The following is a 22,924-nucleotide window of genomic DNA, read 5'->3' on the forward strand; positions in this document are numbered from 1 at the left end:
CCTCAGCGCACCTGAACCTTGGCCATTTCCTGTCCATCCGGGCTCATGACATGCGTCGAGCAGGCCAGGCACGGGTCGAAGGAATGGATGGTCCGGAGGATTTCGAGCGGCTGGGTCGGGTCGGCCATGGGCGTATCCATGAGCGAGGCCTCGAAGGCGCCGATATTGCCCTTCGGGTCACGCGGCGAACCGTTCCAGGTCGTCGGCACGACGCACTGATAGTTGTCGATCTTGCCGTCCTTGATCTTGATCCAGTGGGCGAGCGCGCCGCGTGGGGCTTCCGTGAAGCCCACGCCCTTGACTTCCTTCGGCCAGGTTTCCGGCTTCCACTTGTCGACGAAGGCAGTCGCGCTGTCGCCGTTCTTGATATTGGCGATCAGCTTGTTCTGGAAATGCCGCATCTGGTAGCCGGCCCATTGCGATTCCAGCGCGCGGGCTGCCGTGCGACCGAGCGTCGAGAAGAGCGCCGAGGTCGGCAGGCCGAGATCCTTCAGCACCTTGTCGACAGGTTCCTTGAACTCGGCCTTGCCCTGCGCATAGCCGACGATCCAGCGGGCAAGCGGGCCGACTTCCATGGCATGGCCGCGCCAGCGCGGGGCCTTGATCCAGGAATATTTGCCGTCTTCGTCAAGCTGCTCGATATTCGTCTTCGTGCCCTTGGCCTTGGGGCCGAGCTCGTAATGCGGCTCGGTGACGCCGTCCCAGGGATGCAGACCCTTGCTCTCGTCCGGATACTTGTACCAGGAATGGGTGACATATTCCTGGATCTGTTCCGGGTCCTTATGGTCTACGGGGAAGACTTCCGAGAGGTTGCCGTTGATGATCGCGCCGCGCGGCAGCTTGAGGCTGGCTTCGGAGTAGTCGTTGGCATGTTCCGGCACGTCGCCATAGGCGAGCACGTTCTTGCCCGAGAGGCCGCCGCCATAGAGCCAGTCCTTGTAGAAGGAGCCGATGGCCATGATGTCGGGAACATAGACCTTGTCGTTGAACTCGATCAGCTGGTCGATGATCGAGGTGACATGGTTCAGCCGCTCCATGTTGATCGCGCCGACGCCGCCCACGCCATCGACATTGATCGGGCACGGCACACCGCCGACCAGCCAGTTCGGATGCGGGTTCTTGCCGCCGAAGATCGTGTGGATCTTGACGATTTCCTTCTGGAAGTCGAGCGCTTCAAGATAATGCGCCACCGCCATCAGGTTGGCTTCCGGCGGCAGCTTGTAGGCCTTGGAGCCCCAGTAACCGTTCTTGAACGGCCCGAGCTGGCCGGATTCGACGAATTTCTTCAACCGGCCCTGGATGTCCTTGAAATAGCCGGGCGAGGAAAGCGGCCAGTCGGAGACCGACTGCGCCAGCGCCGAGGTCGCCTTGGGGTCCGCCGAGAGTGCCGAGACGACATCCACCCAGTCGAGCGCGTGGAGATGGTAGAAATGCACGACATGGTCATGCACCTGTAGCGCCAGCTGCATCAGGTTGCGGATCGAGTTGGCGTTTTCCGGAATGAGAATGCCGAGCGCATTTTCCACCGCACGCACGGAGGTCAGCGCATGCGTGCCGGTGCAGACACCGCAGATCCGCTCGGTAAAGGCCCAGGCGTCGCGCGGGTCGCGGTTCTTCAGGATCACTTCGATCCCGCGCCACATCGTGCCGGTGGAGACCGCATTGCGGATGATATTGTTCTCGTCGACATTGACCTCGACGCGCATGTGACCCTCGATGCGGGTCACCGGATCAACGACGATGCGCTTGCCGGAATTGTCGAGATTGAAGCCGTTCGGCGTTTGAATTGTCATATAAGTATCTCCCCCGGAAGTCTCAGGCGTCGGTCTTTTCGCGTTTCGTGGTGACGCGCTTCACCGCCGTGATGGCGGCATGCGCGACGATGCCGGCGCCGACGACGCCTGCGGCCGTGCGGCCGATCTGGTCCGCATTGGCCTCGATGCCGAACTGGTTGATCGTGGTGAGGCGGTCGTAGAACGAGCCCTTGTCCCAGAACCCGTCTTCCGAACAGCCGATGCAGCCATGGCCCGACTGGATGGGGAAGGAAACGCCACCGTTCCAGCGCACGGTGGAGCAGGCATTGTAGGTCGTCGGGCCCTTACAGCCCATCTTGTAGAGGCAGTAGCCCTTGCGTGCGCCCTCGTCGTCCCACTCCTCGACGAACTGGCCGGCGTCGAAATGCGGGCGGCGATAGCATTTGTCGTGGATGCGCTGCGAATAGAACATCTGCGGCCGGCCCTGGCGGTCAAGCTCGGGCAGGCGGCCGAAGGTGGTGATGAAGGTGACGACGCCGGTCATGACCTCGGCGATCGGCGGACAACCCGGAACCTTGATGATCGGCTTGTCCTTGATCACCTTGTCGATCGGGGTGGCCTGTGTCGGGTTCGGCTTGGCGGCCTGCACGCAGCCCCAGGAGGCGCAGGCGCCCCAGGCGATGATCGCCATGGCGTCTTCCGCCATCCATTTCAGCTTCTCGACGAAGGGCTTGCCGCCGTCGATGCAGAACATGCCGTCTTCGTTAAGCGGCGGATTGCCTTCGACGGCAAGAATGTACTTGCCCTTGTACTTCGCCTTGGTCTCTTCGAGGATGGCTTCCGCCTGCTTGCCGGCTGCGGCCATGATCGTGTCGTCATAGTCGAGCGAGATCATGGAGAGCACGACATCCTTGACCAGCGGATGGGCCGAGCGGATGAAGCTTTCCGAACAGCAGGTGCATTCCAGACCATGCATCCAGATGACCGGAACGCGCTCCTTGGTTTCCAGCGCCTGTTCCATGGCCTTGGCGCCCGCCGGGCCGAAGCCAAGGCTCGCCGCCGTCAGGCTGCAGAATTTGGTGAAGCTTCGCCGGGTGATCCCCTGACGGCGAATGACATCATAAAAGGTTTCGGTTGCAGCCATGCTCTCCTCCGGCATTTTCGAGTTTGTTCTGTCCGCACCGACCCTCCGGCGGACATGATCAGAAGGACAGCAAGAACCGGACCAGTTTGCAGAGAGCGCCGCGCAAAGGTCGAAACCGATTGAATTTGCAGGGTTTATTTTGTTCCCGTCGCGGGCAATCGCAGACCGCTGTCATCCGCGTGGACAGGAAACCGGTCCCGGCTGGAAAGCGGATGACCGCAGGATGGAAAGGCGGTTTTCAGCGAACGGTCCAGGTTTGACGGGAGGCAAATCCGGGCGGGGCATCGCTCAATGCGCGGTGCAGACCATGCACGGGTCGAAGGAGCGGATGACGTGCTGGAGCGCAGCTGACTTTGCACCCAGCGCGCCCGTCTCGACGCCTTCCAGCGCCTGTTCGAGCGGGCCGGCAAGGCCGGTGCGGTCGCGCGGCGAGAAATTCCAGGTGGTGGGCGCAATGATCTGGTAGCGCTCGATCTTGCCGTTGGTCAGCGTCACCCAGTGGCCGAGCGCGCCCCGCGCCGCCTCGACCAGACCGGCCGCGCGCGCATCGTCTGGCAGGGCGAAATGGGTGGAAAAGGCCTCCTTTAGGCGCAGCTCCCGCAGCCAGCCCTGCATCGCGTGAACCAGAATGGCGGTCTCGACGAGGCGGGCGATGACGCGGGTGCGCACCGAAGTTCCGCCGTCGCGCGCGATCAGCGCTGTAATGAGCGGGTGGCCGGCGACGGTGAGGCGGGCGGCCGCTCCGGTTTCCATCGGCTTACCATCGATGCGCGGCGCCTTAGCCCACGAATAAGCCCCGCTCTTATGGGCATCCGGTGTGGTCTCCGCCTCAAAGGGCGTTTCAGCCGTGTCGCTGAACCAGGAGAAGGCCACGTCCTCCGAAATCCGGCTGCCGTCAAAAGACGTTACACCGCCGAGGCCAGCAATGCCTGCCGGGAACAGCGAGGCTTCCGCCTGATGGTAAGCGCCATACGACAGAAGCAGACACGGTCCGCGCCCGAGATTGCGCAAAGCCAGATCGTCGGCGATGTCGAGGAACGCACCGAAATCGCCGCTGGCTTTCGCGCGGAAAGCGTCCAGATCCTCCTCCGTTTGCATGGAGAGAATATCGTCCAGCGAGACGCCGAAAAGCGTCTGTTCCAGAAAGACCTGCGTGTCGGCCAGGATGCCGGCAAGCCGCACCCGCTCGCCGATATCGATGGCCTTGGTCACGCCGCCCGGCTGAAAGGCCAGCGAATGCGGCCACTTGCCGGCAATCAGCCCCATGATCTCCAGAAGCCGGCGGCGGGCGGGAAGATATTCGGGGGACGCATGGCCGCTCACCGCCTTGAAACGCTCCACCGTTGGCTCGAACCATGCGCGTCCCGCATATTCGACGCGGGCGAAATCCGGCATGAAGAAGAGATAGAAATGCGTCAGATGGTCGGCGATGTTCTCCGCCGCATGCGCGAGATTGGCCGCCAGATAGCCGTTCGGAGCGGCCCGTCCGCCGGCGAGATTGCGCAGCGCCGTGGCCGCTGCAATCGATTGCGATACGGAACAGATGCCGCAGATGCGCGGCGCGATGACGAGCGCATCGGACGGCGGGCGACCGGCAAGGATCGCCTCGAAGCCGCGATAGAGTGTCGTCGTCACCTCGGCACGGGCGATTACGCCATCCTGGATGTCAAGAGCAACTTCCAGATCGCCCTCGACGCGGTTGAATGGCCCGGCAATGACCCGCGTCATTTCGGACCCGCCTTGCCCCGTTGCGGGTCAGTCGTCACCCGGTCGGATGTGGCATTCTTGCGCACGCGGTCGGGCGTCGCGGATTTTGAAAGCGCTGCCAGTGCCACGAACCAGGCCTTTGGCATGTCGAGCGGCAGGCCGACCGGGATGCCGGCGACCTTGGGCGTTTTGAGGAAGCCGTTCGCCGCCTCGAAACCGGGCGAAGTACAAGCAATACAGGAAAAGCCGCCATGGGTGCACGAGCCGCCGCCATTCCAGGCGCGCTGGTTGCAATCGCCCACGGCCTGCGTTGCCTTGCAGCCGAGATGTTCCATCATGCAACCCAGATCGGAGAGCTTTTCGGCGCTTGCCTTGAACTCGTAATATTCGTTGCGGTCGCAGCCGTGATGCGCAAGCGTCTTGGCGTAGAAGCGCGGGCGGCCGAGCTTGTCGAGGTCGGTGTATGCGAACTCGTCGAAGGCAATCGCCCCCAGCGTTTCCATGATCCAGCCGGGATGCGGCGCGCAGCCGGAAATGTTGATCACGGGCATGCCCGACAGGGACCGGAACTCGCGCCCGAGCGCGCCGCCCTCCAGCCCGTCGCCATATTGCAGGCCGCTGACATCTTCCGAAAAGGGCTGTGCTGCCGGAATGCCGCCGAATGCCGCGCAGGTGCCAACCGCGACGCAGTAGTTGGCGCGCGGCGCCAGCCGGCGCACCCAGTCGAGCGTTGTCTTGCCCGTGCCGGCCATGCGGCTATAAAGCCCCGTGCCATCCGGCCCCATCATGATCGAACCTTCGATGCAGAGAATGTCGAGGGGCCGCCGGCCCTCGGCCACGTCCTCGAATATCTCTATCGCCTCGCTGCCGGACTCCTCGCTCAGCGATGGATGCCAGAGGAGGTCGATCCCGAATGCCTGCAGTTCGCGCATGAACCCCTTCGCGCCCACTTCCAGCACGGACATGGTGCAGCCGCCGCAGCTTCCGGCCTGAAGCCAGAGCAGGGTCTTGTTCGCGCGGGATGGGGTGACAGCATTCATGCCGTCTTTGTCGCACCGGTCCGAAACCGCGTCAACGGCTGGAGCATTTCTACGAAACGCTCCAGTTCCTTGTTTGACGCAATTCCGGACGCGAAACCGGCTCCCACTTTTGGCTCGGAATTGCTAGCCGCCGACGGACGCATACATGCCGGACGTCCGGAACTCCGTGGGGCTCACACCGTAGGCCTTGCGGAAGACCTTGGAGAAATAGTTGTTTTCCGACATGCCGCAGCGGGCTGCGATTTCCTTCACGCTCATGTCGCGATTGGCGATCAGCAGGCGCGCGGCGCGGCGCATGCGTTGTTCCTGCACATATTCCGCCGGCGGCAGGCCCGCCATGGTGGCGAAACTGCGGGAGAAATGCGCGCGGCTGAGGCCCGCCACTTCGGCCAACCGGTCCACGTTAAGATCGGAGCTGAGGTTTTCGGCGATGAATTGCAGCGTCCGGGTAATGGCATTCTGTTCGCGCAGGATGCGGTCTGATGGACCGAAGACGTCGTCATACAGATGCATCGCCGCTTCGTAAGCAATGGCTGACGCGAAGCCGGGCGTCTCGCCCTCCCCCTTCATCAGGCGCAGCGTGCAATCGGCCAGCCGGTCGATCGTCTGCGCCTTGAGTTTCAAAACCGGCCCCTGTGCATTGAGCACCATTTCATGGATTCTCAGCGCATCGATGCCGTTCATCGAGATCCAGAAATATTCCCAGCGGTCGCCCTGCTCCAGCCAGTAGCGGTGATTGTGCGGGATGATGACGAGCAGCGTTTCGCCAGCATGAATTTTCATCGTGCGGTTTTCATAGCGCAATGAGCCACGCCCTGAAATCGTGTGCTGCAGCACCGTGAAGGGCGTGTTGCCGCGCAGCCTTCCGTCCCAGGAATAGATTGTATTCTCGCGGATTTCATAGCCGGCGCTGGTCGGCATCGTGTGCAGCGTGACGCGCGAGCGCAGCAGCGAGACGGTGCGCATGCCGGGACCGTGGTCGATCAGATCTGTGAGCATGAATTTACCCTCGGAATAACGAGCCTCCGAGTTGTCTTGTCATTCTTCGCAATCGCGATCAAGGGGAGCGCGGCATGGCTACCTAACGCAGCCGCGCCCCGTTTCCATCAAACAGGAAGCTTTTCTCCGTTGAAAAGGCGAGATGGATCGTCTGGCCGTTCGAGAAATCGCGACCGCTCCGTTCCTCGACCACCAGCGCCTGGCCATCCTCCAATGCGCAATAGAGATAGCGCGTGCCGCCCAGATATTCCGCGAAGTCGATGACCGCCTTCAATCCGTCGCCGGGAGTTTCGGAGACGATGATATTCTCGGCGCGAACGCCCAGGACGACCTTATCTCCCGCCTTGTGGCCGGTGCCGACGAGCCGCGGCGAGATCATCGTATCGCCAAATTGCGCCCTGCCCTCGGCGAGCCACGTTCCTTCGATCAGGTTGATCCGCGGCGACCCAATGAAACCGGCGACGAAAATGTTATCCGGGTCCTCATAGACCTCGCGCGGTGTCCCCACCTGCTCGATCCGCCCGTCGCGCAGGATGACGATGCGGCTGGCGAGCGTCATCGCCTCCGTCTGGTCATGCGTCACATAGATCATCGTGTTGCCCAACGTGCGATGCAGCCTGGCAATCTCGACGCGCATGGAGACGCGCAGCTCCGCATCGAGGTTGGAAAGCGGCTCGTCGAAGAGAAACACATCCGGCTCGCGCACAATGGCGCGGCCGATGGCCACGCGCTGGCGCTGCCCGCCCGAAAGCTGGCCCGGCCGCCGCTCCTGCAGATGGGTGATCTTCAAGATTTCCGCCGCCGCATCCACCCGCCGCGCGATCTCGTCTGCCGGCGTGCCGGCCATCTTGAGCCCGAAGCCGAGATTTTCCCGCACGGTCATATGCGGGTAAAGCGCATAGGACTGGAAGACCATGGCGATACCGCGCTCGGACGGATCGAGATAGGTCACGTCCCGGTCGCCGATCGAGATTTCGCCGTCGCTGACATCTTCAAGGCCGGCGATCATCCGCAACAGCGTCGACTTTCCGCAGCCGGAGGGGCCGACGAAGACGACGAACTCGCCGCCCTTGATCTCGAGGTCGATGCAGTGGATGACATCGAGCGCGCCGAATGTCTTGCGGATATTTTCGAGCCGGACGCCCGCGCCGGCGCGATCCATGGCCTTCATCACTGCCTCCATCATTGCGCCTGGAACCAGACGAGCATCGCGCCGGGCTCGCGGTTATCCCAGAGATGATAGGGCACGAGCCGCACCTTCGCGGGCTCAGCCTGCGGCGGCGTGCTGCGATAAAGCGCATTGCCCCAGTCCTTGACCGTGTCGCGCCGGACATCGAGGTCGAGCGCGACCGCCCCGTTCATGTCGTCCAGAACCGTGGTGCCGGCAACCTTGGGCGTCCCGCCGATGTGGAGCGTGCTGAGATCCGCGCCGTTATCCACCTCTTCGGCGCAGTAGACCAGCGGGCCCCGCATCAGCGAAACGCGCCCGGCATCCTGCCGGACCTTGGGATGCGCATGGAGCGGGCGAAGCGCCAGCGGCAGGTCGAGCACAACCGCATCGCCATCCTTCCAGTCCCGCTCGATGCGGGCATAGCCATCCACCTCGACCGCCTTGAGATCGAGCGCCTCGCCATTGACCGCAAGTGTCGCGCCCTCGGCCCATTCCGGAATGCGCAGCGACAGCGCAAACCGCGACGGCGCGGCGAGACCCAGCGACAGATAGACGGCACCCTCGTAAGGATAGGCCGTCTTCTGGGCGAGTTGAACCTTTGCGCCGCCAGCGAGTTCGAAGCGGGCCGTGCTCTCGCCATAGAGATGCACGGCGATATCCCTGTCCGAGGCCGCATACATGTAGGAGCCGACGGAGGCGACGAGGCGGGCGATATTCGGCGGGCAGCAGGGGCAATGATGCCACTTCCAGCGATGATGCTTGCCGGTCGATTCCAGCGGATTGTCGTAGAAGAAGGTCTTGCCATCCATGGCAAGGCCGGTCAGCGCGCCGTTATAGAGCGCCTGTTCCATGATGTCGGCGAAGCGCCTGTTCGGCCCGCGCCCCAGCATGCGGCTTGCCCAGAAGACCAGCGCGACCGAGGCGCAGGTCTCGGCATAGGCGGTTTCGTTGGGCAGGTCGTAATAGTCGGTAAAGCCTTCGTTGCTCGCCGCCGGGCCGATGCCGCCGGTGACATACATCTGTTTCGTCGTCAGATCGTCCCACAGCGTTTCCAGCGCCGAGGTTAGACTGTCATCATGATATTCGGTCGCCAGATCCGCCATGCCCGAATAGAGATACATGGCGCGCACGGCGTGACCGACGACCTTCTTCTGCTCGCGCACCGGCAGATGCGCCTGGCTATATTCGTAATTGTTGAAATGATAGTCCTTCGGGCTGCGCCCATCGCGGATGGCCTCGTTGTCGAAGAAATGCGGCTGCGTGCCGCGCTCGTCGACGAAGAATTTCGACAGGTCCATGTATTTCCGATTGCCGGTCACGCGGGCGAGCTTGACCAGCGCCAGCTCGATTTCCGGGTGGCCGCAATAGCCCGGCAGCTGACCCGGGCCGTGGCCGAAGACCGTCAGCATGTAATCGACATAGCGGCACATGATGTCGAGGAACTTGCGCTTGCCGGTGGCCTGGAAGTAGGCGACCGCCGCCTCGATCATGTGGCCGGCGCAATAGAGTTCGTGGTGATCGCGCAGGTTGGTCCAGCGGCGGCCGGTCTGCACGCGCTGGAACCAGGAGTTCACGTAACCGTCCGGCTGCTGCAGCTTCTCATAGAGGTCGATGATCTCGTCGGCGCGCCGTTCCAGCTCCGCATTCGGCTTGCGATAGAGCGCATAGGCAATCGTCTCGATGGATTTGGCGAAATCGCTGTCCCAGAACATCTGGGTCGAGACGCGCGCCTTGTGTTCCGATTCCGGCTTGGATGGGCTCATGCTGTGGAAGGGGATAACGACACCGGGGCTCGGCTGGTCCGGGTCGATGGCCTTCAACATGCCAGCCGCGATGCAGCGGTCGAGCAGGATCGAGGCCGTCTCGTCGCAGACGGCATCCTGCCATTTGCCCCAGAACCCGCCGACGGAGACGGCCGGAACGGCGACAGGGCGGAATTGCTTTTCACTAGACGTCATCGGGTTATCCTTTGAGGTTATTTCACCGCGCCGGCCGTCAGGCCGCGCATGTAGTAGCGTTGCAGGAGGAGGAAGACGATGATGCAGGGGATGATCATGACGACCACGCCCGCCTGCAGAGCGCCCCAGTTGATGGACCCCAGCCGACCGGCGCGCACCGCCGTCATCAGGATGGGGATGGTGAACTTGTCGTTGCTCGAGAGCAGGATGAGGGCTGCCAGAAACTCGTTCCAGGCATTGAGGAAGGCGAAGATGGCAACGGTTGCCACGCCCGGCATGACGAGCGGCAGGAGCACACGGGTCAGCAGCCGGATATCCCGCACGCCATCGACCCGCGCCGCCTCCTCGATTTCCTTCGGCACGGCATCGAACGCGTTGCGCATCATGAAGACCGAGAAGGGCAGCTGCAGCGTCACATAGATCAGGGTGAGCCCGAACAGGGAATTGTTGAGCCCGAGCTTCGCAAACATGATGAAGAGTGGCGTCAGGATCGACTGGAACGGGATCATCAGAGTTGCCATCAGGAGCACGAAGAGCACGTTCTTCAACGGAAACCGGTAGCGCGAGAAGCCATAGCCTGCGAGCAGGCTGATGACGACCGTCAGCACGACGGTGCCCAGCGACACGATCAGCGAGTTCAGCATGTGCTGCCAGATGCCCGAACCGAACGTGTCAAGCATGCGGTAGGCGTCGAAGGAGACGCCGTTCATCGGCCATGGCGGCACGGGCGGGCTGGACGCCTCCGCGCCGCGCCGGAACGAGGCGAGGAAGGCGACGATGAAGGGCGTCAGGAACAGCAGCGACAGGACGGACGCGCTGCCGTGAAAGGCAAAGTTGCCGAGAAAGCGGCGGCGTTCGAAGCTCTTGCGCGCGCTCATCATGCCTGCTCTCCCTTGTCGCGAAGCAGCCAGAGCTGTGCGACGCTCAACACCAGCAGAATGACGAGAACCGCGATGGAAAGTGCGGCGCCATAGCCGAGGTTGAACGACACGAAGGACTGGTTGACGATGTAATAGACGATGGTGATCATCCGGTTCTGCGGTCCGCCGCTGGTCATGATGTAGAACTGGTCGAAGGCGAGGATCGAGCCGGTGACCGAGAGGACAAGCGCCAGCGCCAGCGGCTTGCGCATCAGCGGCAGCGTCAGATAGCGGAAGCGCTGCAGACGCTTCGCCCCGTCGATGCGGCTCGCCTCCACGAGTTCCGCCGGGATCGATTGCAGGCCGGTCAGCAGAATGATCATGGTGAAGCCGGCGATCTTCCAGACGACCATGGCGATGATGGTCCAGAAGGCGAGATCGAAGGAGGCAAGCAGGTTGACGCGCCCGCTTGACAGCCCCAGCCGCTCCATGAGCGGCGAGAAGAAGCCGCTGTCGATATTGGCAAGCCAGGTCCAGAGCAGCGAGGCTGAGGCAAGGCCCACCACGACAGGTAGGAAGAAAAAGGTGCGGTAGACCGGCACGGCGCGGCGCTTTTGCTCGACCAGCATGGCCATCGGGAAAGCGAAGGCGAAAATGACGACCGTGACGATCCCCGTGTAATAGGCGGTGAAGCCGAGCGCATCGTAGAAGCGCTGGTCGGAGAACATGCGCGTGTAGTTGCGCAGGCCGATCCAGGTCGGCTCGCCGAGAAGCGGCCATTTGTGCAGGCTCATCCAGGCCGTGAACAGCACGGGGAAGACGAAGAGCACCAAGACCAGGATCATCGCCGGCGCGATGAAGAGAAGACCCTTCAAGGCTTCCTTCCGGCGCCTGTTCGGCCGGTTTAGGCGCGTCTTTCCGGATGGACTTGTGGCGGTCATGTCTTGAACTCGCACGTCATGAAGTTGGGCATGTCATCGGATAGCTGTCGGGAGCCGGACACTTGAGGTCCGGCCCCCGATGGGACGCGGGATCGCCCCGGGAGGATCATCACATCACTGAGCGTCGTCGATGATCTGCTGCATCTGCGCCTGGGCGTCCGCGAAGGCCTTCTTCTCGTCGCCGAAGATGGCAGCGTGGGTGAAGGCAGCCCAGGGGCCGTTGGCGCTGTTGATCAGGTCGTTGAACTGCAGCGTATAGGGCGTCTTGGCGACAGCGATGGCGTCGACGCCGACCTTGAGGCGCGGATCGAGGCCAGCCAGAACCTGGTCGGCGAGATCGCCGCGCGTCGGCAGGCTGCCATACTTGGCCATGATCTTCTGGCCTTCCAGCGAATAGACATATTCGAGGAAGCCCTTGACCGCGTCGATCTTCTTCGTGCCCTTGGTCACGACGAAATTGTCGCCGCCGGCAAAGGACGAGGCCTTGCCATCGACGCTCGGGATGAGCGTCACGCCGAAATTGAGTTCCGGATTCTGTGTGATCAACGTGCCGATGGCGAAGGCACCGAGCGTCTGCTGGCCGATCTTGCCGCTCTGGATCGACAGGAAATTCGCGCCATTGTCGCTTTCGGCGCCGGCCGGCACGAGGTCCTTCTTGACCATGTTGCGATAGTATTCGACCGCCTTGTGCATCTCAGGCGTATCGAGCGTCGCCTTCTTCCCATCCGCCGAAAGAATATCGGCACCGGCACCCCAGACGAGTGGGGTGAAGGTGAAGATCATGCAGCCGCCGCAGCCGCCGCCGGAGAAATAGAAGCCGTAAATATCCTTACCGAGCGCGCGGATCTTTTCGGCATTGGCGGTGATCTCTTCCCAGGTCTTCGGCGCCTTGTCGGGATCGAGACCGGCCTTCTTGTAGAGGTCCTTGTTCCAGGCGAAGATCGAGGTCTCGACCGAGAGCGGCAGGCCATAGATATGGTCCTTGTAGGTGCCGAGCCGGACATGCGAGGGCGAGAGCGACTTGAAATAGGGCAGCGATTGCGCCCAGCTCGTCAGATCTTCAAGCTGGCCGGAGGCCGCAAAGGACGGCGTGTAGATCAGGTCCATCGACAGCGCGTCGGGTGCCTGACCGCCAGCGATGGCTGTGGCATATTTCTGCACGAGTTCGCCCTGCGGCACCTCGGTCAGTTCCACCTTGTCCTTATGGCCGGCATTGAAGGCCTTGACCGTTTCCTTGAAACTGTCGCCGATGCCGGAGCGGACCCACATCTGGATCGTATCCGCCCAGGCGGCCGGTGCGATCAGCATCGCGGCAAGCGTTGTCGTGGCAAGCAATTTTCTCATGACACTTCCTCCCAAGAGGGCTCTCCTCAGCCCTGAAACTCTATTTACCGATCGTTTGCTGCGCCGCCGCAGGAGCCGCGCACCAACAGCGTGCAGGGCAGCTTGCGCCAGCCCGGTTCTAGTTTCTCGCCCTCTCCCAGGGCGAGCACCGTGAGCCCGGCCTGCCGGCCCAGCTCCTTCAGGTTCATGTCCACCGTCGTCAGCGGCGGGCGCGACTGCGCGGCGACGATTTCCCAGTTGTCGAAGCCGACCACCGAAACCTCGCCCGGCACCGAGACGCCAAGCTCCCGCAAGCCATCGATGACGCCGCGGGCAATCATGTCATTGCCGCAGAAAATGCCGTCCGGCCGCTCGCCGGATTTCCAGAGATCGAGAATGGCTTCCCGGCCCCAGGATTCCGTCCACTGACCATGCAGCACCGGCGCATCGCTGCCGGCCAGCCGCCGAAAGGCGGAGGCGCGCTCCAGTGCGGCAATGAAGGCATCCGGCCCGGTGATATGCGCGAGGCGCTTGCGCCCCAGCGCCATGAGATGCGTCACCGCCAGTTCGGCCCCATGCGCGTCGTCCGAAGCATAGGTGATGCTGTTCGGCGGCCCGGCCGTGAAGGCATAGACCACCGGCACAGGCAGGTCGGACAGATCGACCGGCAGCGCCCTGTCCGTGCGCTTGCCCGTGGCGATGATGCCGTCCACCTGCTTATCCAGCATCGCCTCGACATGCACCCGCGCCAGGGCCGGATCGTCCTCGATGGCGCAGAGGAAAACGGACACGCCCCTGTCCACCAGCGCTTCCGACACACCGGCCATCAGCGGCAGCGTGAAACGGCCGTAGGTGTCGTTCGTCAAAAGCCCGATCGTGAAGGACCGCCGCGACAAAAGCCCCCGCGCCAGCGCATTCGGCCGAAAGCCTATTTCCGCCGCGATCCGCTTGATCCGCGTCCGCGTCTCCTCACCCATTCGCCCCGTATCGTTCAAAGCCTTGGACACAGTCGACACACTGACGCCAGCCGCTCGGGCCAGATCGTGAATCGTCGTCCGAGAGCTTTTCGGTTCCTTTGTCAGCGGTGCCTCCCATCGCCTGTTGTGGCGAGAAAACCTTTTCTCAACGACAGAGTCAATATGAGAAAACGTTTTCTCAAAATTTTCACGAGTTGGGGAGGCGCCACCCGATCTTGAAGAAAGAGGAGCGTTCGGGAGCGGTGTTTGTGGGTCATCAACGCGCTGAAGCTGATTGCGCCGCAGTACAGGCGGCGGCTTCATGTCTCAACGTTGCAGATAGTCCTCGGTCGAAACAAGCTCGGCATAGGCGAAGGCCAGCGCCGACATGAAGGCGGCGTGGACATCTGAAGCAGGAACCGTGCGGCCGCCGAAATCGAGATCTCGGGTCGCGACCGCGTCGTGAACAACCGTCACGCCGAAACCGAAATCGGATGCTGCGCGCACGAAGGCATCGACGCACATATGGCTCATCGCGCCGACGACCGTGACGTGACGAACGCCGCGCGTGTCGAGGAGCGCCTTCATATCCGTGTCCAGAAAGGCGTTGATGTTCGATTTCGTCACCACCGGATCGCCGGCGGCCGGCGAAACGAGGGCGTGGATTTCGGCGCCCTGTGTTCCCGGCACGAAGAAGTCGGCACCCTCTTCCGTCGCATGATGGCGGACGTGGATGACAGGGCGCCCCGCGTTGCGGAAGGCAGCGACCAGCTTCGCGGCATTGGCAGCGGCGGCAGCCGTGTTGACAAGCGGAAAGGCCCCGCCATCGAAATAGTCGTTCTGGAAGTCGATCAGGACCAGGGCATTCTCTGACATCTGCGATATTCCTTTTGCGGGTGAACGGGACGGTCGCCGAAAGACGGCACAATGAGGCAAATGTGTCCCCTTGTCAGCCTGACCGCCGCGACGAGACCGGCGCATACCGTTGTAATTTGATCAAATCATGTTGAATTATGATCAAATCTTGAATACGGTCAAGACAATCCCCGTGTTCATGACTTTGCAGGAGTTCCTCATGAAGCAATATGGCCAGTTCTACATCGATGGCGCCTGGGTCGATCCCTTGGATGGGCAAGGGGTTCTCGAGGTCATCGATCCGTCAATTGAAGAGGCCTTCGCCACGATCGCTCTGGGCGGCCGGGGCGATGTGAACCGCGCTGTCGCTGCGGCCTCGAAAGCCTTCGAAAGCTTTTATCTGACGACTCCCGCCGAGCGGCTGGAACTCCTGAAATCGGTTCTTTCCGTCTACCAGAAGCGCGCGGCCGATCTCGCCTGGGCGATTTCGCATGAAATGGGCGCGCCGAAGAGAATGGCGCTGGAAAATCAGGTCGGCAGTGGGGCTGCGCATATCCGCACCATGATCGACGTCATGAAGGACTATCGCTTCGAGCGGATGATCGGCAAGACGCTGGTTGCCAAGGAAGCGGTTGGCGTAGTGGCGATGATCACGCCGTGGAACTGGCCGCTCAACCAGATCACCTGCAAGGTCGCGCCGGCGCTCGCGGCCGGCTGCACGATGATCCTTAAGCCTTCGGAAGTCGCCCCGATCAGCGGCCTGGTCTTTGCCGAAATCATGCATGAGGCGGGTGTTCCAGCAGGCGTTTTCAACCTGATAAATGGCGACGGACCGACGGTTGGCGAAGCCATGGCCTCGCATCCGGACGTGCACATGATCTCGATCACCGGCTCGAACCGCGCCGGCGTCGCCGTGGCAAAGGCGGCGGCTGCGACGGTCAAGCGCGTGCATCAGGAGCTCGGCGGCAAGTCTGCCAACATCATCCTTCAGGACGCCGAGGCCGACTTCAAGGCTGCGGTGCGCCAGGGCACGCTCGAATGCTTCGATAATACGGGCCAGTCCTGCAACGCTGCGACGCGCATGCTGGTGCCGCACGAGCGCATGGATCTCGCCGCCTCGGTTGCCGCCGAAGCGGCCGGGTCCGTGACAGTCGGTCCGGCCGACCGCGATGGTGTCCGCCTCGGTCCGGTCGTCAGCCAGATGCAATATGACAAGATCCAGGACCTCATCGGGTCCGGCATATCCGAGGGCGCGACACTGGCGGCCGGCGGGCTCGGGCGACCGGAAGGCCTCAATCGCGGTTACTTCGTTCGTCCGACCGTCTTTGCCGATGTGAAGCCGGGCATGCGCATCGAGCGCGAGGAAATCTTCGGACCCGTCCTGTCGATCGTCGGCTACGAGAATGAGGAGGATGCCATCCGCATTGCCAACGACACGGTCTATGGCCTTGCCGCCTATGTCTCGTCGTCCGATCTGGACCGGGCGCGCCGGGTGGCCCGGCGCCTGCGCGCCGGCAATGTCCATATCAACTATCCCGACTGGGATACCTATGCGCCTTTCGGCGGCATGAAGCAGTCCGGCAACGGCCGCGAATATGGCGAGTTCGGCCTCGACGACTTCCTCGAGATCAAGGGCGTCATCGGCTACGCCGGGTAAGCGACGCCCGGCGTCCGCTCACGCATCTTCGAAGATCAGGTCCAGCAGATGCCTGATCTCCGGAAGCATGCGCGCCAGCTGCGTCTCCAGCGACATCTCTTCGTCCTTGATGCAGGCGAGGTAATGGCTGAACCAGTGGCTATAGATGATCGAGGCAAGCACATCGACATCGTAACCGCCGGGTCGCCGCGTTCTGCAGCCATGGTCAGCCAGAACCTCGCCGATCGTCCTGGCCAGAACCTGATCGATCTGGCCGAACCGCTGTACGAACTCGGATTGCGGGTGGCGAATGGCGGTGGATTCGGCATAGCGCCAGACCGCCTTGCTGAACATCTCGGCGGAACGCCGGGTCAAGTCGGCCAGCAGCGTGCAGACGTCGTCGGCGAGACTGTCGGTGCGGTGCTGCATCTCCGCGCGATAATGGTCGACCGCGGCCTGGTGCCCGTCGAAGATGAGCGCGAGCAGCAACTCATCGCGGCTGCCGAAATAGTTGAAGACCGTGGGTGTTGAAACGCCGGCATCCGCGGCAATCATCGCCATGGAACATTCCTCGATGCCCACGCGCTCGAAAAGCGACCGGGCGCTTTGCATGATCGCTTCGCGCCGCTGCTGCTTTTGCCGCTGCCGCAGGCCCACAGTCGCCTTATCAGCCAAACCCCAGCCCTCCACCGCAAAATCTTCATGGCATAAAAGATTTCGCCAGAGAAAATGATTCACAAGACAAACTAAGTGGCATTCACCCTGAGCATTGACAAGGGACAGGCCGAAACAGCGCCGCACCTCGGGCATGCGGAATTCGCATTGCACAATTTTTTCTCGAACGATCGTTTTTTTATGCTTGCAAAAAAATACGACCGTTCGTAAATACGAGCCAGGAAAGCTGGAGAGCGCCGTGGGCCGGAACCGCAGGATCACAAAGGACGACATTCTGGACGCCGCGGAACGCGTGGTGATGAAACTGGGTGCGACCGGGCTCTCCATCGACGCCGTGGCGCAGGAGGCAGGCGTCAGCAAATCGACGGTGGTTTACGATCACAAGTCGAAAGGTGCGCTTCTTTGCGCCCTGATCGACCGCCGGCTCACCGCCGAGCAGGAACGTCAGGAACAGTCCATCCTGGAATCGAAGGACACGCCGCATCCGGAACTCTTCGGACGGATCAAGGCCGCCGAAAGGGAAATCGACGACGTCGATCGCGCAGTCGCCATGGCGATCAGCGCATCCGTCTCCCACGAGGAAGCCTTGCAACAGCAGATGCGGGACTGGACCAAAGCCGATCTGGCGGCCATGGCCGCCGGTCCGAAACCCGATGCCGCCCTGCTCGCCTATCTCGCCCTGATGGGCTTTCAATGCAATTTCTTCTTCGGATTTCATCAGTGGGCACCCGAAGAACAGGCCCGGATTCTTGAGAACATCCGGACCATGTACGCCACCTATCCCGAGACATAGCATCGAGGCCGAGCAAGGCCGATCCGCAATTTGAAGGAATACCGTCATGTACCACGGTCAGAACCTGCGGCGCCTGAAGGCGTGCATTTTTGCCGCCGCCGTCATCGCCATTTCGGCAACGGGCCTGCAGGCGCAGGATGCGCCGCAAATGCCGCCGCCGGCCGTAGGCGTCCTGAACCTGAAAGCGCATGCCGTTCCAGTCATCAGCGAACTGCCCGGACGCGTCGCCGCAACGCGGACTTCGGAGGTGCGCGCCCGTGTGTCCGGCATCCTGCAGGAGCGCGTGTTCCAGCAGGGAACGCTCGTCAAGCAGGGCGATGTGCTCTACCGGATTGATCCGCGCCTCTTCCGCGTCCGCGTCGAAAGCGCCGAGGCTTCGCTTCGCCGCGCAGAGGCGACGCGGGACAACGCCAAGGCCCAGTTCGAGCGGCAGAAGACGCTGCGCGAACGCAATGTGGCAAGCGGCATCGATTTCGACAACGCGTCCGTTGCGCTGGCGCAGTCCGAGGCCGATGTGGCACTGGCACAGGCGGCCCTCGACGAGGCCAAGATCAACCTCGACTACACCGAAGTCCGCGCTCCGATCAGCGGCATTATCGGCGGCGCACTGGCGACAGAAGGCGCGCTGGTGACCGCCGACGGTGGGACCAATCTCGCGCTCATCCAGCAGATCGATCCCGTCTATGTCGACTTCACCGAGTCAGCGCAGGACCTGATCGCACTGCGACGCGCCGTCAGCGAAGGCAAGCTCGAAAGCCCGAAGCCGGGTCAGGCAAGCGTCACGCTTCTGTTCGACGGTGGCGATGCATATCCCGAGAAGGGCAAGCTGCTCTTCTCCAGCGCCAGCGTCGATCCGACCACCGGCCAGGTGACGCTGCGCGCCGAATTCCCCAATCCGCGCACAGAACTCCTGCCGGGCATGTATGTCCGCATCCGCATCGAGCAGGCGGTGCAACAGGGCGCGATTACCGTTCCGCAACGTGCAGTGCTGAGAACGCAGGCCGGCCGGCCCCAGGTCTATGTCGTGGAAGCGGATGGCACGGCCAGGCTGCGCGACATCAAGCTTGGCCAGTCCATCGAACAGGACTGGGTCGTTGAGAGCGGCCTGAAGGAAGGCGAGAAGCTCATCGTCGACGGCGTGCAGAAGGTGCGCCCCGACACCAAGGTCGTTCCGCAGCCGTGGAGCCCGGACGCGCAACCGCGGGCCGATGGTGCGAAGACGCCTGACAAGGCGGCCGCCAAGCCTGACGACAAGCCCGCAGCGGCCCCGGCAAAGTAGGACAGAGGATCATGGCACAGCTCTTCATCAACAGGCCGGTTCTGGCCTGGGTCTTCGCCCTTTTCATTTCGATTGCGGGCCTGATCTCCCTGCCCTTCCTGCCGATCGCGCAATATCCGGACGTCGCACCGCCGCAGCTGTCGATCTCGACAAGCTATCCCGGTGCCTCGCCGCAGGAAATCTATCAGGGCGTGACGCGCCAGATCGAGGAGGAACTGAACGGTGTTCAGGGGATCATGTATTTCGAGTCCACCTCGGACACGGCGGGCCAGATTTCCATCACGACGACGTTCAAGGCCGGCACGAATATCAACCAGGCTGCGGTCGATGTGCAGAACGCCATCCGCCGCGTCGAATCCCGCCTGCCTGCAGCCGTCGTCTCACAGGGCATCACGGTCGAACAGTCCTCTTCAGGCTTCCTGATGGTGGCAACGCTGTCCTCCTCTGACGGCAGCATGGATGAGGTCGCGCTGGGCGACTACCTGAACCGCAACGTTCTCGGCGAAATCCGGCGCATTCCGGGCGTCGGCCGCGCTCAGCTTTTCGCATCGCAAAGGGCGCTGCGTATCTGGATCGATCCGGACAAGATGGTGGGTCTCAACCTGACGGCCGCCGATATCGGCAACGCCATCCGGGCGCAGAACGCCCAGGTCGCCGCCGGCCAGATCGGCGCAGCGCCGAACCCTGTCACGCAGGACCTGACGGCCTCCGTGATCGTCGCGGGCCAGCTCACCGATCCGGCGGCCTTCGGCAACATCATCCTGCGGGCCAATTCCGACGGCAGCACCGTGCGTCTGAAGGATGTCGCGCGCATCGAACTGGGCGCCGAGACCTACAACTTCTCGAGCCGCGTCAACGGCCAGCCGAGTGCTGCGCTTGCCGTGCAGCTGTCTTCCACCGGCAATGCGGTGGCAACCTCGGCCGCCGTCAAGGCGAAGCTGGACCAGCTGTCCAAGTTCTTCCCCCAGGGGGTCACCTATTCCATACCCTATGACACAAGCCCCTTCGTGAAGGCTTCCATCGAGAAGGTGCTCGACACGCTGATCGAAGCCGTCGCGCTGGTCTTCGTGGTGATGCTGATCTTCCTGCAGAATTTCCGCTACACGCTGATCCCGACCATCGTCGTCCCTGTCGCGCTCCTTGGAACCTTGTCGATCATGTATGCGACCGGGTTCTCCATCAACGTGCTGACCATGTTCGCCATGGTTCTGGCCATCGGCATCCTGGTCGATGACGCCATCGTCGTTGTGGAGAACGTCGAGCGCATCATGGCCGAAGAAGGGCTTTCGCCCAAGGAGGCGACGCGCAAGGCGATGTCGCAGATCACCGGCGCCATCCTCGGCATCACGCTGGTTCTCACCTGCGTCTTTGTCCCCATGGCCTTCTTCCCGGGTTCGACCGGCATCATCTACCGTCAGTTTTCGCTGACCATGGTCGTCTCGATCCTTTTCTCGGCCTTCCTCGCCCTCTCTCTCACGCCGGCTCTCTGCGCGACCTTCCTGAAGCCCGTCGCCAAGGGTCATCACGAGAAGAAGGGGCTCGCGGGCTGGTTCAATCGCGGCTTTAGCGGTCTGACACGAACTTACGTCCGTGGAACCCACAGCCTGACACGCCGCGCGGGCCGGATGATGATCATCTATCTCGCCCTCGTTGCCGGTCTTGGCTATCTCTATGTCCAACTCCCCTCCGGCTTCGTTCCGGCGGAAGACCAGGGCAGCCTGCTGGTCAACATTGAGGGGCCATCGGAAGCGAGCGCCAACCGCACCAAGGTGACGGTTGAGCAGGTCGAAAAGATCCTGAAGGCCGAACCGGCCGTGCGGGATGTCATCGCCATCCAGGGCTTCAGCTTCTCGGGAACCGGCCCCAATGCGGCGCTCATGTTCGTGACGCTGAAGGACTGGAGCGAGCGTGGCGCCGACAACGGGGCACAGGACATCGCCAATCGGGTCAACATGAAGCTCTTCGGTCTCAAGGACGCCACGAGCTTCGCATTGCCGCCGCCCGCCATCGAAGGCTTCGGCGCAACCGGCGGCTTCTCGTTCCGGCTGCAGGACCGCAGTGGTCTTGGCCAGGCGGCGCTGTCGGCAGCCTCCGCGGAACTGATGCAGAAGGCGGGCACCAGCAAGCTCCTGAAGAACATGCGCATCGAGGGCCTGTCAGACGCAGCACAGGTTCTCCTGGTCATCGACCGCGAGAAAGCCAATACATTCGGCGTGAGCTTTTCCGACATCAACAACACGATCACGGCAAACCTCGGTTCGTCCTATATCAACGACTTCCCGAATGCCGGGCGCATGCAGCGCGTGATCGTGCAGGCGCGCGACAACAGCCGTCTTCAGGTCGAGGACCTGTTGAAGCTGAACGTGCGCAACGCCAGTGGCGGCATGGTGCCGCTCTCCTCCTTTGCCATTGCGCAATGGCAGAAGGGTTCGCCGCAGATCGTCGGCTATAACGGCTATCCGACCGTTCGCATTTCGGGCGAACCGGCAGCGGGCGTCTCGTCGGGTGCAGCCATTGCGGAGATGGAGAAGATTGCCCAAGGCCTGCCGACCGGGATCGGCTATGAATGGACCGGTCAGACGCTGGAAGAAATCAAGTCCGGCTCGCAGGCTACCTTCCTGTTCGGCATCAGCCTTCTCTTTGTCTTCCTGTTGCTGGCGGGGCTCTATGAAAGCTGGTCGATCCCGTTGTCGGTGATGCTCGTCGTGCCGCTCGGCCTTATCGGCTCGGTACTGGCCGTCACCGGACTGCACATGCCGAACGACATCTACTTCAAGGTCGGCCTCATCGCGATCATCGGCCTGTCGTCCAAGAACGCCATCCTGATCATCGAATTCGCCAGAGATCACTATGCCGAAGGCATGTCCCTGCTCGATTCCGCGATCGAGGCTGCCCGTCTGCGCTTCCGTCCGATCGTCATGACGTCGCTGGCCTTCACGCTTGGCGTCGTGCCGCTCGCGATTGCCACCGGTGCCAGCGCCGCCAGCCAGAACGCCATCGGCATCACGGTTCTCGGCGGCATGATCTCGGCGACGCTTCTGGCCGTCGTCTTCGTGCCCGCCTTCTTCGTCTTCGTGCTCCGGGTCTTCCGCACGAAGCGGCCCGATCTCGACACCGTCACCCTCCACCATTCGGCCCCGCCGGCGAACCAGACCGACGCGCCGTAACCAGAAACCGACCGGAGCCCCCCAAAGCCGGTCGGCCCCGCCCCACCCTCTTCCTTTGCCGAGGGTGGGGCACCCCTTTCTCCTTCCCGCCGGAACAGACGCCCGCACTTCGAGTTAGATGCGCCGGCTCGAACGGAAGGAAACAATCCCATGGCTCAGAATTCGCAAATCCGCGATATCTTCGTGGCCGGGCTGAAGAATGCCCACGCGATGGAAAACCAGGCGCTGTCCATCATGAAAGCGCAGCATTCGCGGATCGAGAATTATCCGGAGGTCGCCCAGCGTCTCGAGATTCATATCCGTGAGACTGAAGGCCAGCGCGACAGGCTCGCGACCATTCTCGACAGCTTCGGCGAAGGCAATTCAACGCTGAAGGATGCTGCCCTGTCGATCACGGGCAGTCTCGCGGCGCTTGGACATGCGATCGCGGATGATGAGATCCTGAAGAACAGCTTCGCCAACTTCGCTTTCGAGAATTACGAGATTGCAGCCTATCGGTCGCTGATCGCGGTCGCCGCCCATGGCGGCTTTTCATCCGCCGTCGAGGCGCTGCGCAAGAGCCTCGACGAGGAAATCGACATGGCCCGGTGGCTGGATGAAAACCTGGAAAAGGTAACACTCAAATATGTCGCTCGCCGCCAGGCGAACCTGACGGCGAAAGCATAG

Annotated in this window: 18 protein-coding genes; 5 read left to right on the forward strand and 13 right to left on the reverse strand. The window is 62.4% G+C overall.

Features of this window, described 5'->3' with window-relative positions; translation table 11 throughout:
• Window positions 1-2: 2 nt before the first annotated feature.
• The 12 genes from ABID16_RS12645 to ABID16_RS12700 all read right to left on the reverse strand — a co-directional run bounded on the left by ABID16_RS12645 (window position 3) and on the right by ABID16_RS12700 (window position 14,729).
• Window positions 3-1,793 carry a nickel-dependent hydrogenase large subunit gene (locus tag ABID16_RS12645; RefSeq protein ID WP_354556709.1) on the reverse strand — a complete coding sequence of 597 codons (1,791 nt, stop codon included), beginning with the start codon at window positions 1,791-1,793 and terminating at the stop codon, window positions 3-5.
• A 22-nt stretch (window positions 1,794-1,815) separates the two neighbouring features.
• A complete protein-coding gene (locus tag ABID16_RS12650; RefSeq protein ID WP_354556710.1) occupies window positions 1,816-2,898 on the reverse strand; it encodes a hydrogenase small subunit in 1,083 nt (360 codons plus the stop codon).
• Window positions 2,899-3,186: 288 nt separating this feature from the next.
• Entirely contained in the window at window positions 3,187-4,626 is a 1,440-nt protein-coding gene (locus ABID16_RS12655; protein WP_354556711.1) for a nickel-dependent hydrogenase large subunit, read from the reverse strand.
• Window positions 4,623-5,645 carry an NADH-quinone oxidoreductase subunit B family protein gene (locus ABID16_RS12660; protein ID WP_354556712.1) on the reverse strand — a complete coding sequence of 341 codons (1,023 nt, stop codon included), beginning with the start codon at window positions 5,643-5,645 and terminating at the stop codon, window positions 4,623-4,625. The genes ABID16_RS12655 and ABID16_RS12660 overlap by 4 nt, the downstream gene beginning before the upstream one ends.
• A 123-nt stretch (window positions 5,646-5,768) precedes the next feature.
• Entirely contained in the window at window positions 5,769-6,644 is an 876-nt protein-coding gene (locus ABID16_RS12665; RefSeq protein WP_354556713.1) for a helix-turn-helix transcriptional regulator, read from the reverse strand.
• Between the two features lie 82 nt (window positions 6,645-6,726).
• Window positions 6,727-7,806: an ABC transporter ATP-binding protein gene (locus ABID16_RS12670; RefSeq protein WP_354556880.1), complete on the reverse strand. Its 1,080-nt coding sequence runs from the start codon at window positions 7,804-7,806 to the stop codon at window positions 6,727-6,729.
• Window positions 7,807-7,826: 20 nt separating this feature from the next.
• The gene (locus tag ABID16_RS12675; RefSeq protein WP_354556714.1) at window positions 7,827-9,773 is read right to left on the reverse strand and encodes a glycoside hydrolase family 127 protein; all 1,947 of its coding nucleotides are present in this window, start codon (window positions 9,771-9,773) and stop codon (window positions 7,827-7,829) included.
• Window positions 9,774-9,790: 17 nt separating this feature from the next.
• Window positions 9,791-10,654: a carbohydrate ABC transporter permease gene (locus tag ABID16_RS12680; protein ID WP_354556715.1), complete on the reverse strand. Its 864-nt coding sequence runs from the start codon at window positions 10,652-10,654 to the stop codon at window positions 9,791-9,793.
• A complete protein-coding gene (locus ABID16_RS12685) occupies window positions 10,651-11,574 on the reverse strand; it encodes a carbohydrate ABC transporter permease (protein WP_354556716.1) in 924 nt (307 codons plus the stop codon). The genes ABID16_RS12680 and ABID16_RS12685 overlap by 4 nt, the downstream gene beginning before the upstream one ends.
• 114 nt (window positions 11,575-11,688) lie before the next feature.
• A complete protein-coding gene (locus tag ABID16_RS12690) occupies window positions 11,689-12,918 on the reverse strand; it encodes an ABC transporter substrate-binding protein (protein ID WP_354556717.1) in 1,230 nt (409 codons plus the stop codon).
• Window positions 12,919-12,962: 44 nt separating this feature from the next.
• Complete coding sequence (locus ABID16_RS12695; RefSeq protein WP_435532414.1) at window positions 12,963-14,177, reverse strand: LacI family DNA-binding transcriptional regulator; 1,215 nt, start codon at window positions 14,175-14,177, stop codon at window positions 12,963-12,965.
• 3 nt (window positions 14,178-14,180) lie between these two features.
• Complete coding sequence (locus ABID16_RS12700; RefSeq protein ID WP_354556718.1) at window positions 14,181-14,729, reverse strand: cysteine hydrolase family protein; 549 nt, start codon at window positions 14,727-14,729, stop codon at window positions 14,181-14,183.
• A 199-nt stretch (window positions 14,730-14,928) separates the two neighbouring features.
• On the opposite strand from ABID16_RS12700, the gene ABID16_RS12705 reads away from it, so the two are divergent.
• Complete coding sequence (locus ABID16_RS12705; protein WP_354556719.1) at window positions 14,929-16,365, forward strand: aldehyde dehydrogenase family protein; 1,437 nt, start codon at window positions 14,929-14,931, stop codon at window positions 16,363-16,365.
• A gap of 18 nt (window positions 16,366-16,383) precedes the next feature.
• Here the strand turns inward: ABID16_RS12705 and ABID16_RS12710 are convergent, their stop codons facing one another.
• Window positions 16,384-17,292, reverse strand: coding sequence for a TetR/AcrR family transcriptional regulator (locus tag ABID16_RS12710; RefSeq protein ID WP_354556720.1), 909 nt, complete (start codon window positions 17,290-17,292; stop codon window positions 16,384-16,386).
• Between ABID16_RS12710 and ABID16_RS12715 the strand changes: the two genes are divergently transcribed.
• The 4 genes from ABID16_RS12715 (at window position 17,258) to ABID16_RS12730 (ending at window position 22,924) form a co-directional block, all read left to right on the forward strand.
• Entirely contained in the window at window positions 17,258-17,812 is a 555-nt protein-coding gene (locus ABID16_RS12715; protein ID WP_354556721.1) for a TetR/AcrR family transcriptional regulator, read from the forward strand. The two genes, ABID16_RS12710 and ABID16_RS12715, sit on opposite strands and share 35 nt — an antisense overlap.
• 46 nt (window positions 17,813-17,858) lie before the next feature.
• Window positions 17,859-19,091, forward strand: coding sequence for an efflux RND transporter periplasmic adaptor subunit (locus ABID16_RS12720; protein ID WP_354556722.1), 1,233 nt, complete (start codon window positions 17,859-17,861; stop codon window positions 19,089-19,091).
• 11 nt (window positions 19,092-19,102) lie between these two features.
• Window positions 19,103-22,258 (forward strand): multidrug efflux RND transporter permease subunit, encoded by a 3,156-nt coding sequence (locus ABID16_RS12725; RefSeq protein ID WP_354556723.1) that lies wholly within the window; start codon window positions 19,103-19,105, stop codon window positions 22,256-22,258.
• Window positions 22,259-22,408: 150 nt separating this feature from the next.
• On the forward strand, window positions 22,409-22,924 hold the full coding sequence (locus tag ABID16_RS12730) for a ferritin-like domain-containing protein (RefSeq protein ID WP_354556724.1): 516 nt from the start codon (window positions 22,409-22,411) through the stop codon (window positions 22,922-22,924).

Source organism: Limnomicrobium aquaticum, from assembly GCF_040545545.1.
Lineage (GTDB): Bacteria > Pseudomonadota > Alphaproteobacteria > Rhizobiales > Rhizobiaceae > Ensifer_A > Ensifer_A aquaticum.

What these genes read in the sequence shown, in the direction of transcription:
- ABID16_RS12645 (WP_354556709.1), bottom strand. Translation starts at nt 1,793, where the DNA reads ATGACAATTCAAACGCCGAACGGCTTCAATCTCGACAATTCCGGCAAG.
- ABID16_RS12650 (WP_354556710.1), bottom strand. Translation starts at nt 2,898, where the DNA reads ATGGCTGCAACCGAAACCTTTTATGATGTCATTCGCCGTCAGGGGATC.
- ABID16_RS12655 (WP_354556711.1), bottom strand. Translation starts at nt 4,626, where the DNA reads ATGACGCGGGTCATTGCCGGGCCATTCAACCGCGTCGAGGGCGATCTG.
- ABID16_RS12660 (WP_354556712.1), bottom strand. Translation starts at nt 5,645, where the DNA reads ATGAATGCTGTCACCCCATCCCGCGCGAACAAGACCCTGCTCTGGCTT.
- ABID16_RS12665 (WP_354556713.1), bottom strand. Translation starts at nt 6,644, where the DNA reads ATGCTCACAGATCTGATCGACCACGGTCCCGGCATGCGCACCGTCTCG.
- ABID16_RS12670 (WP_354556880.1), bottom strand. Translation starts at nt 7,806, where the DNA reads ATGGATCGCGCCGGCGCGGGCGTCCGGCTCGAAAATATCCGCAAGACA.
- ABID16_RS12675 (WP_354556714.1), bottom strand. Translation starts at nt 9,773, where the DNA reads ATGACGTCTAGTGAAAAGCAATTCCGCCCTGTCGCCGTTCCGGCCGTC.
- ABID16_RS12680 (WP_354556715.1), bottom strand. Translation starts at nt 10,654, where the DNA reads ATGATGAGCGCGCGCAAGAGCTTCGAACGCCGCCGCTTTCTCGGCAAC.
- ABID16_RS12685 (WP_354556716.1), bottom strand. Translation starts at nt 11,574, where the DNA reads ATGACCGCCACAAGTCCATCCGGAAAGACGCGCCTAAACCGGCCGAAC.
- ABID16_RS12690 (WP_354556717.1), bottom strand. Translation starts at nt 12,918, where the DNA reads ATGAGAAAATTGCTTGCCACGACAACGCTTGCCGCGATGCTGATCGCA.
- ABID16_RS12695 (WP_435532414.1), bottom strand. Translation starts at nt 14,177, where the DNA reads ATGAAGCCGCCGCCTGTACTGCGGCGCAATCAGCTTCAGCGCGTTGAT.
- ABID16_RS12700 (WP_354556718.1), bottom strand. Translation starts at nt 14,729, where the DNA reads ATGTCAGAGAATGCCCTGGTCCTGATCGACTTCCAGAACGACTATTTC.
- ABID16_RS12705 (WP_354556719.1), top strand. Translation starts at nt 14,929, where the DNA reads ATGAAGCAATATGGCCAGTTCTACATCGATGGCGCCTGGGTCGATCCC.
- ABID16_RS12710 (WP_354556720.1), bottom strand. Translation starts at nt 17,292, where the DNA reads ATGTCGTCCTTTGTGATCCTGCGGTTCCGGCCCACGGCGCTCTCCAGC.
- ABID16_RS12720 (WP_354556722.1), top strand. Translation starts at nt 17,859, where the DNA reads ATGTACCACGGTCAGAACCTGCGGCGCCTGAAGGCGTGCATTTTTGCC.
- ABID16_RS12725 (WP_354556723.1), top strand. Translation starts at nt 19,103, where the DNA reads ATGGCACAGCTCTTCATCAACAGGCCGGTTCTGGCCTGGGTCTTCGCC.
- ABID16_RS12730 (WP_354556724.1), top strand. Translation starts at nt 22,409, where the DNA reads ATGGCTCAGAATTCGCAAATCCGCGATATCTTCGTGGCCGGGCTGAAG.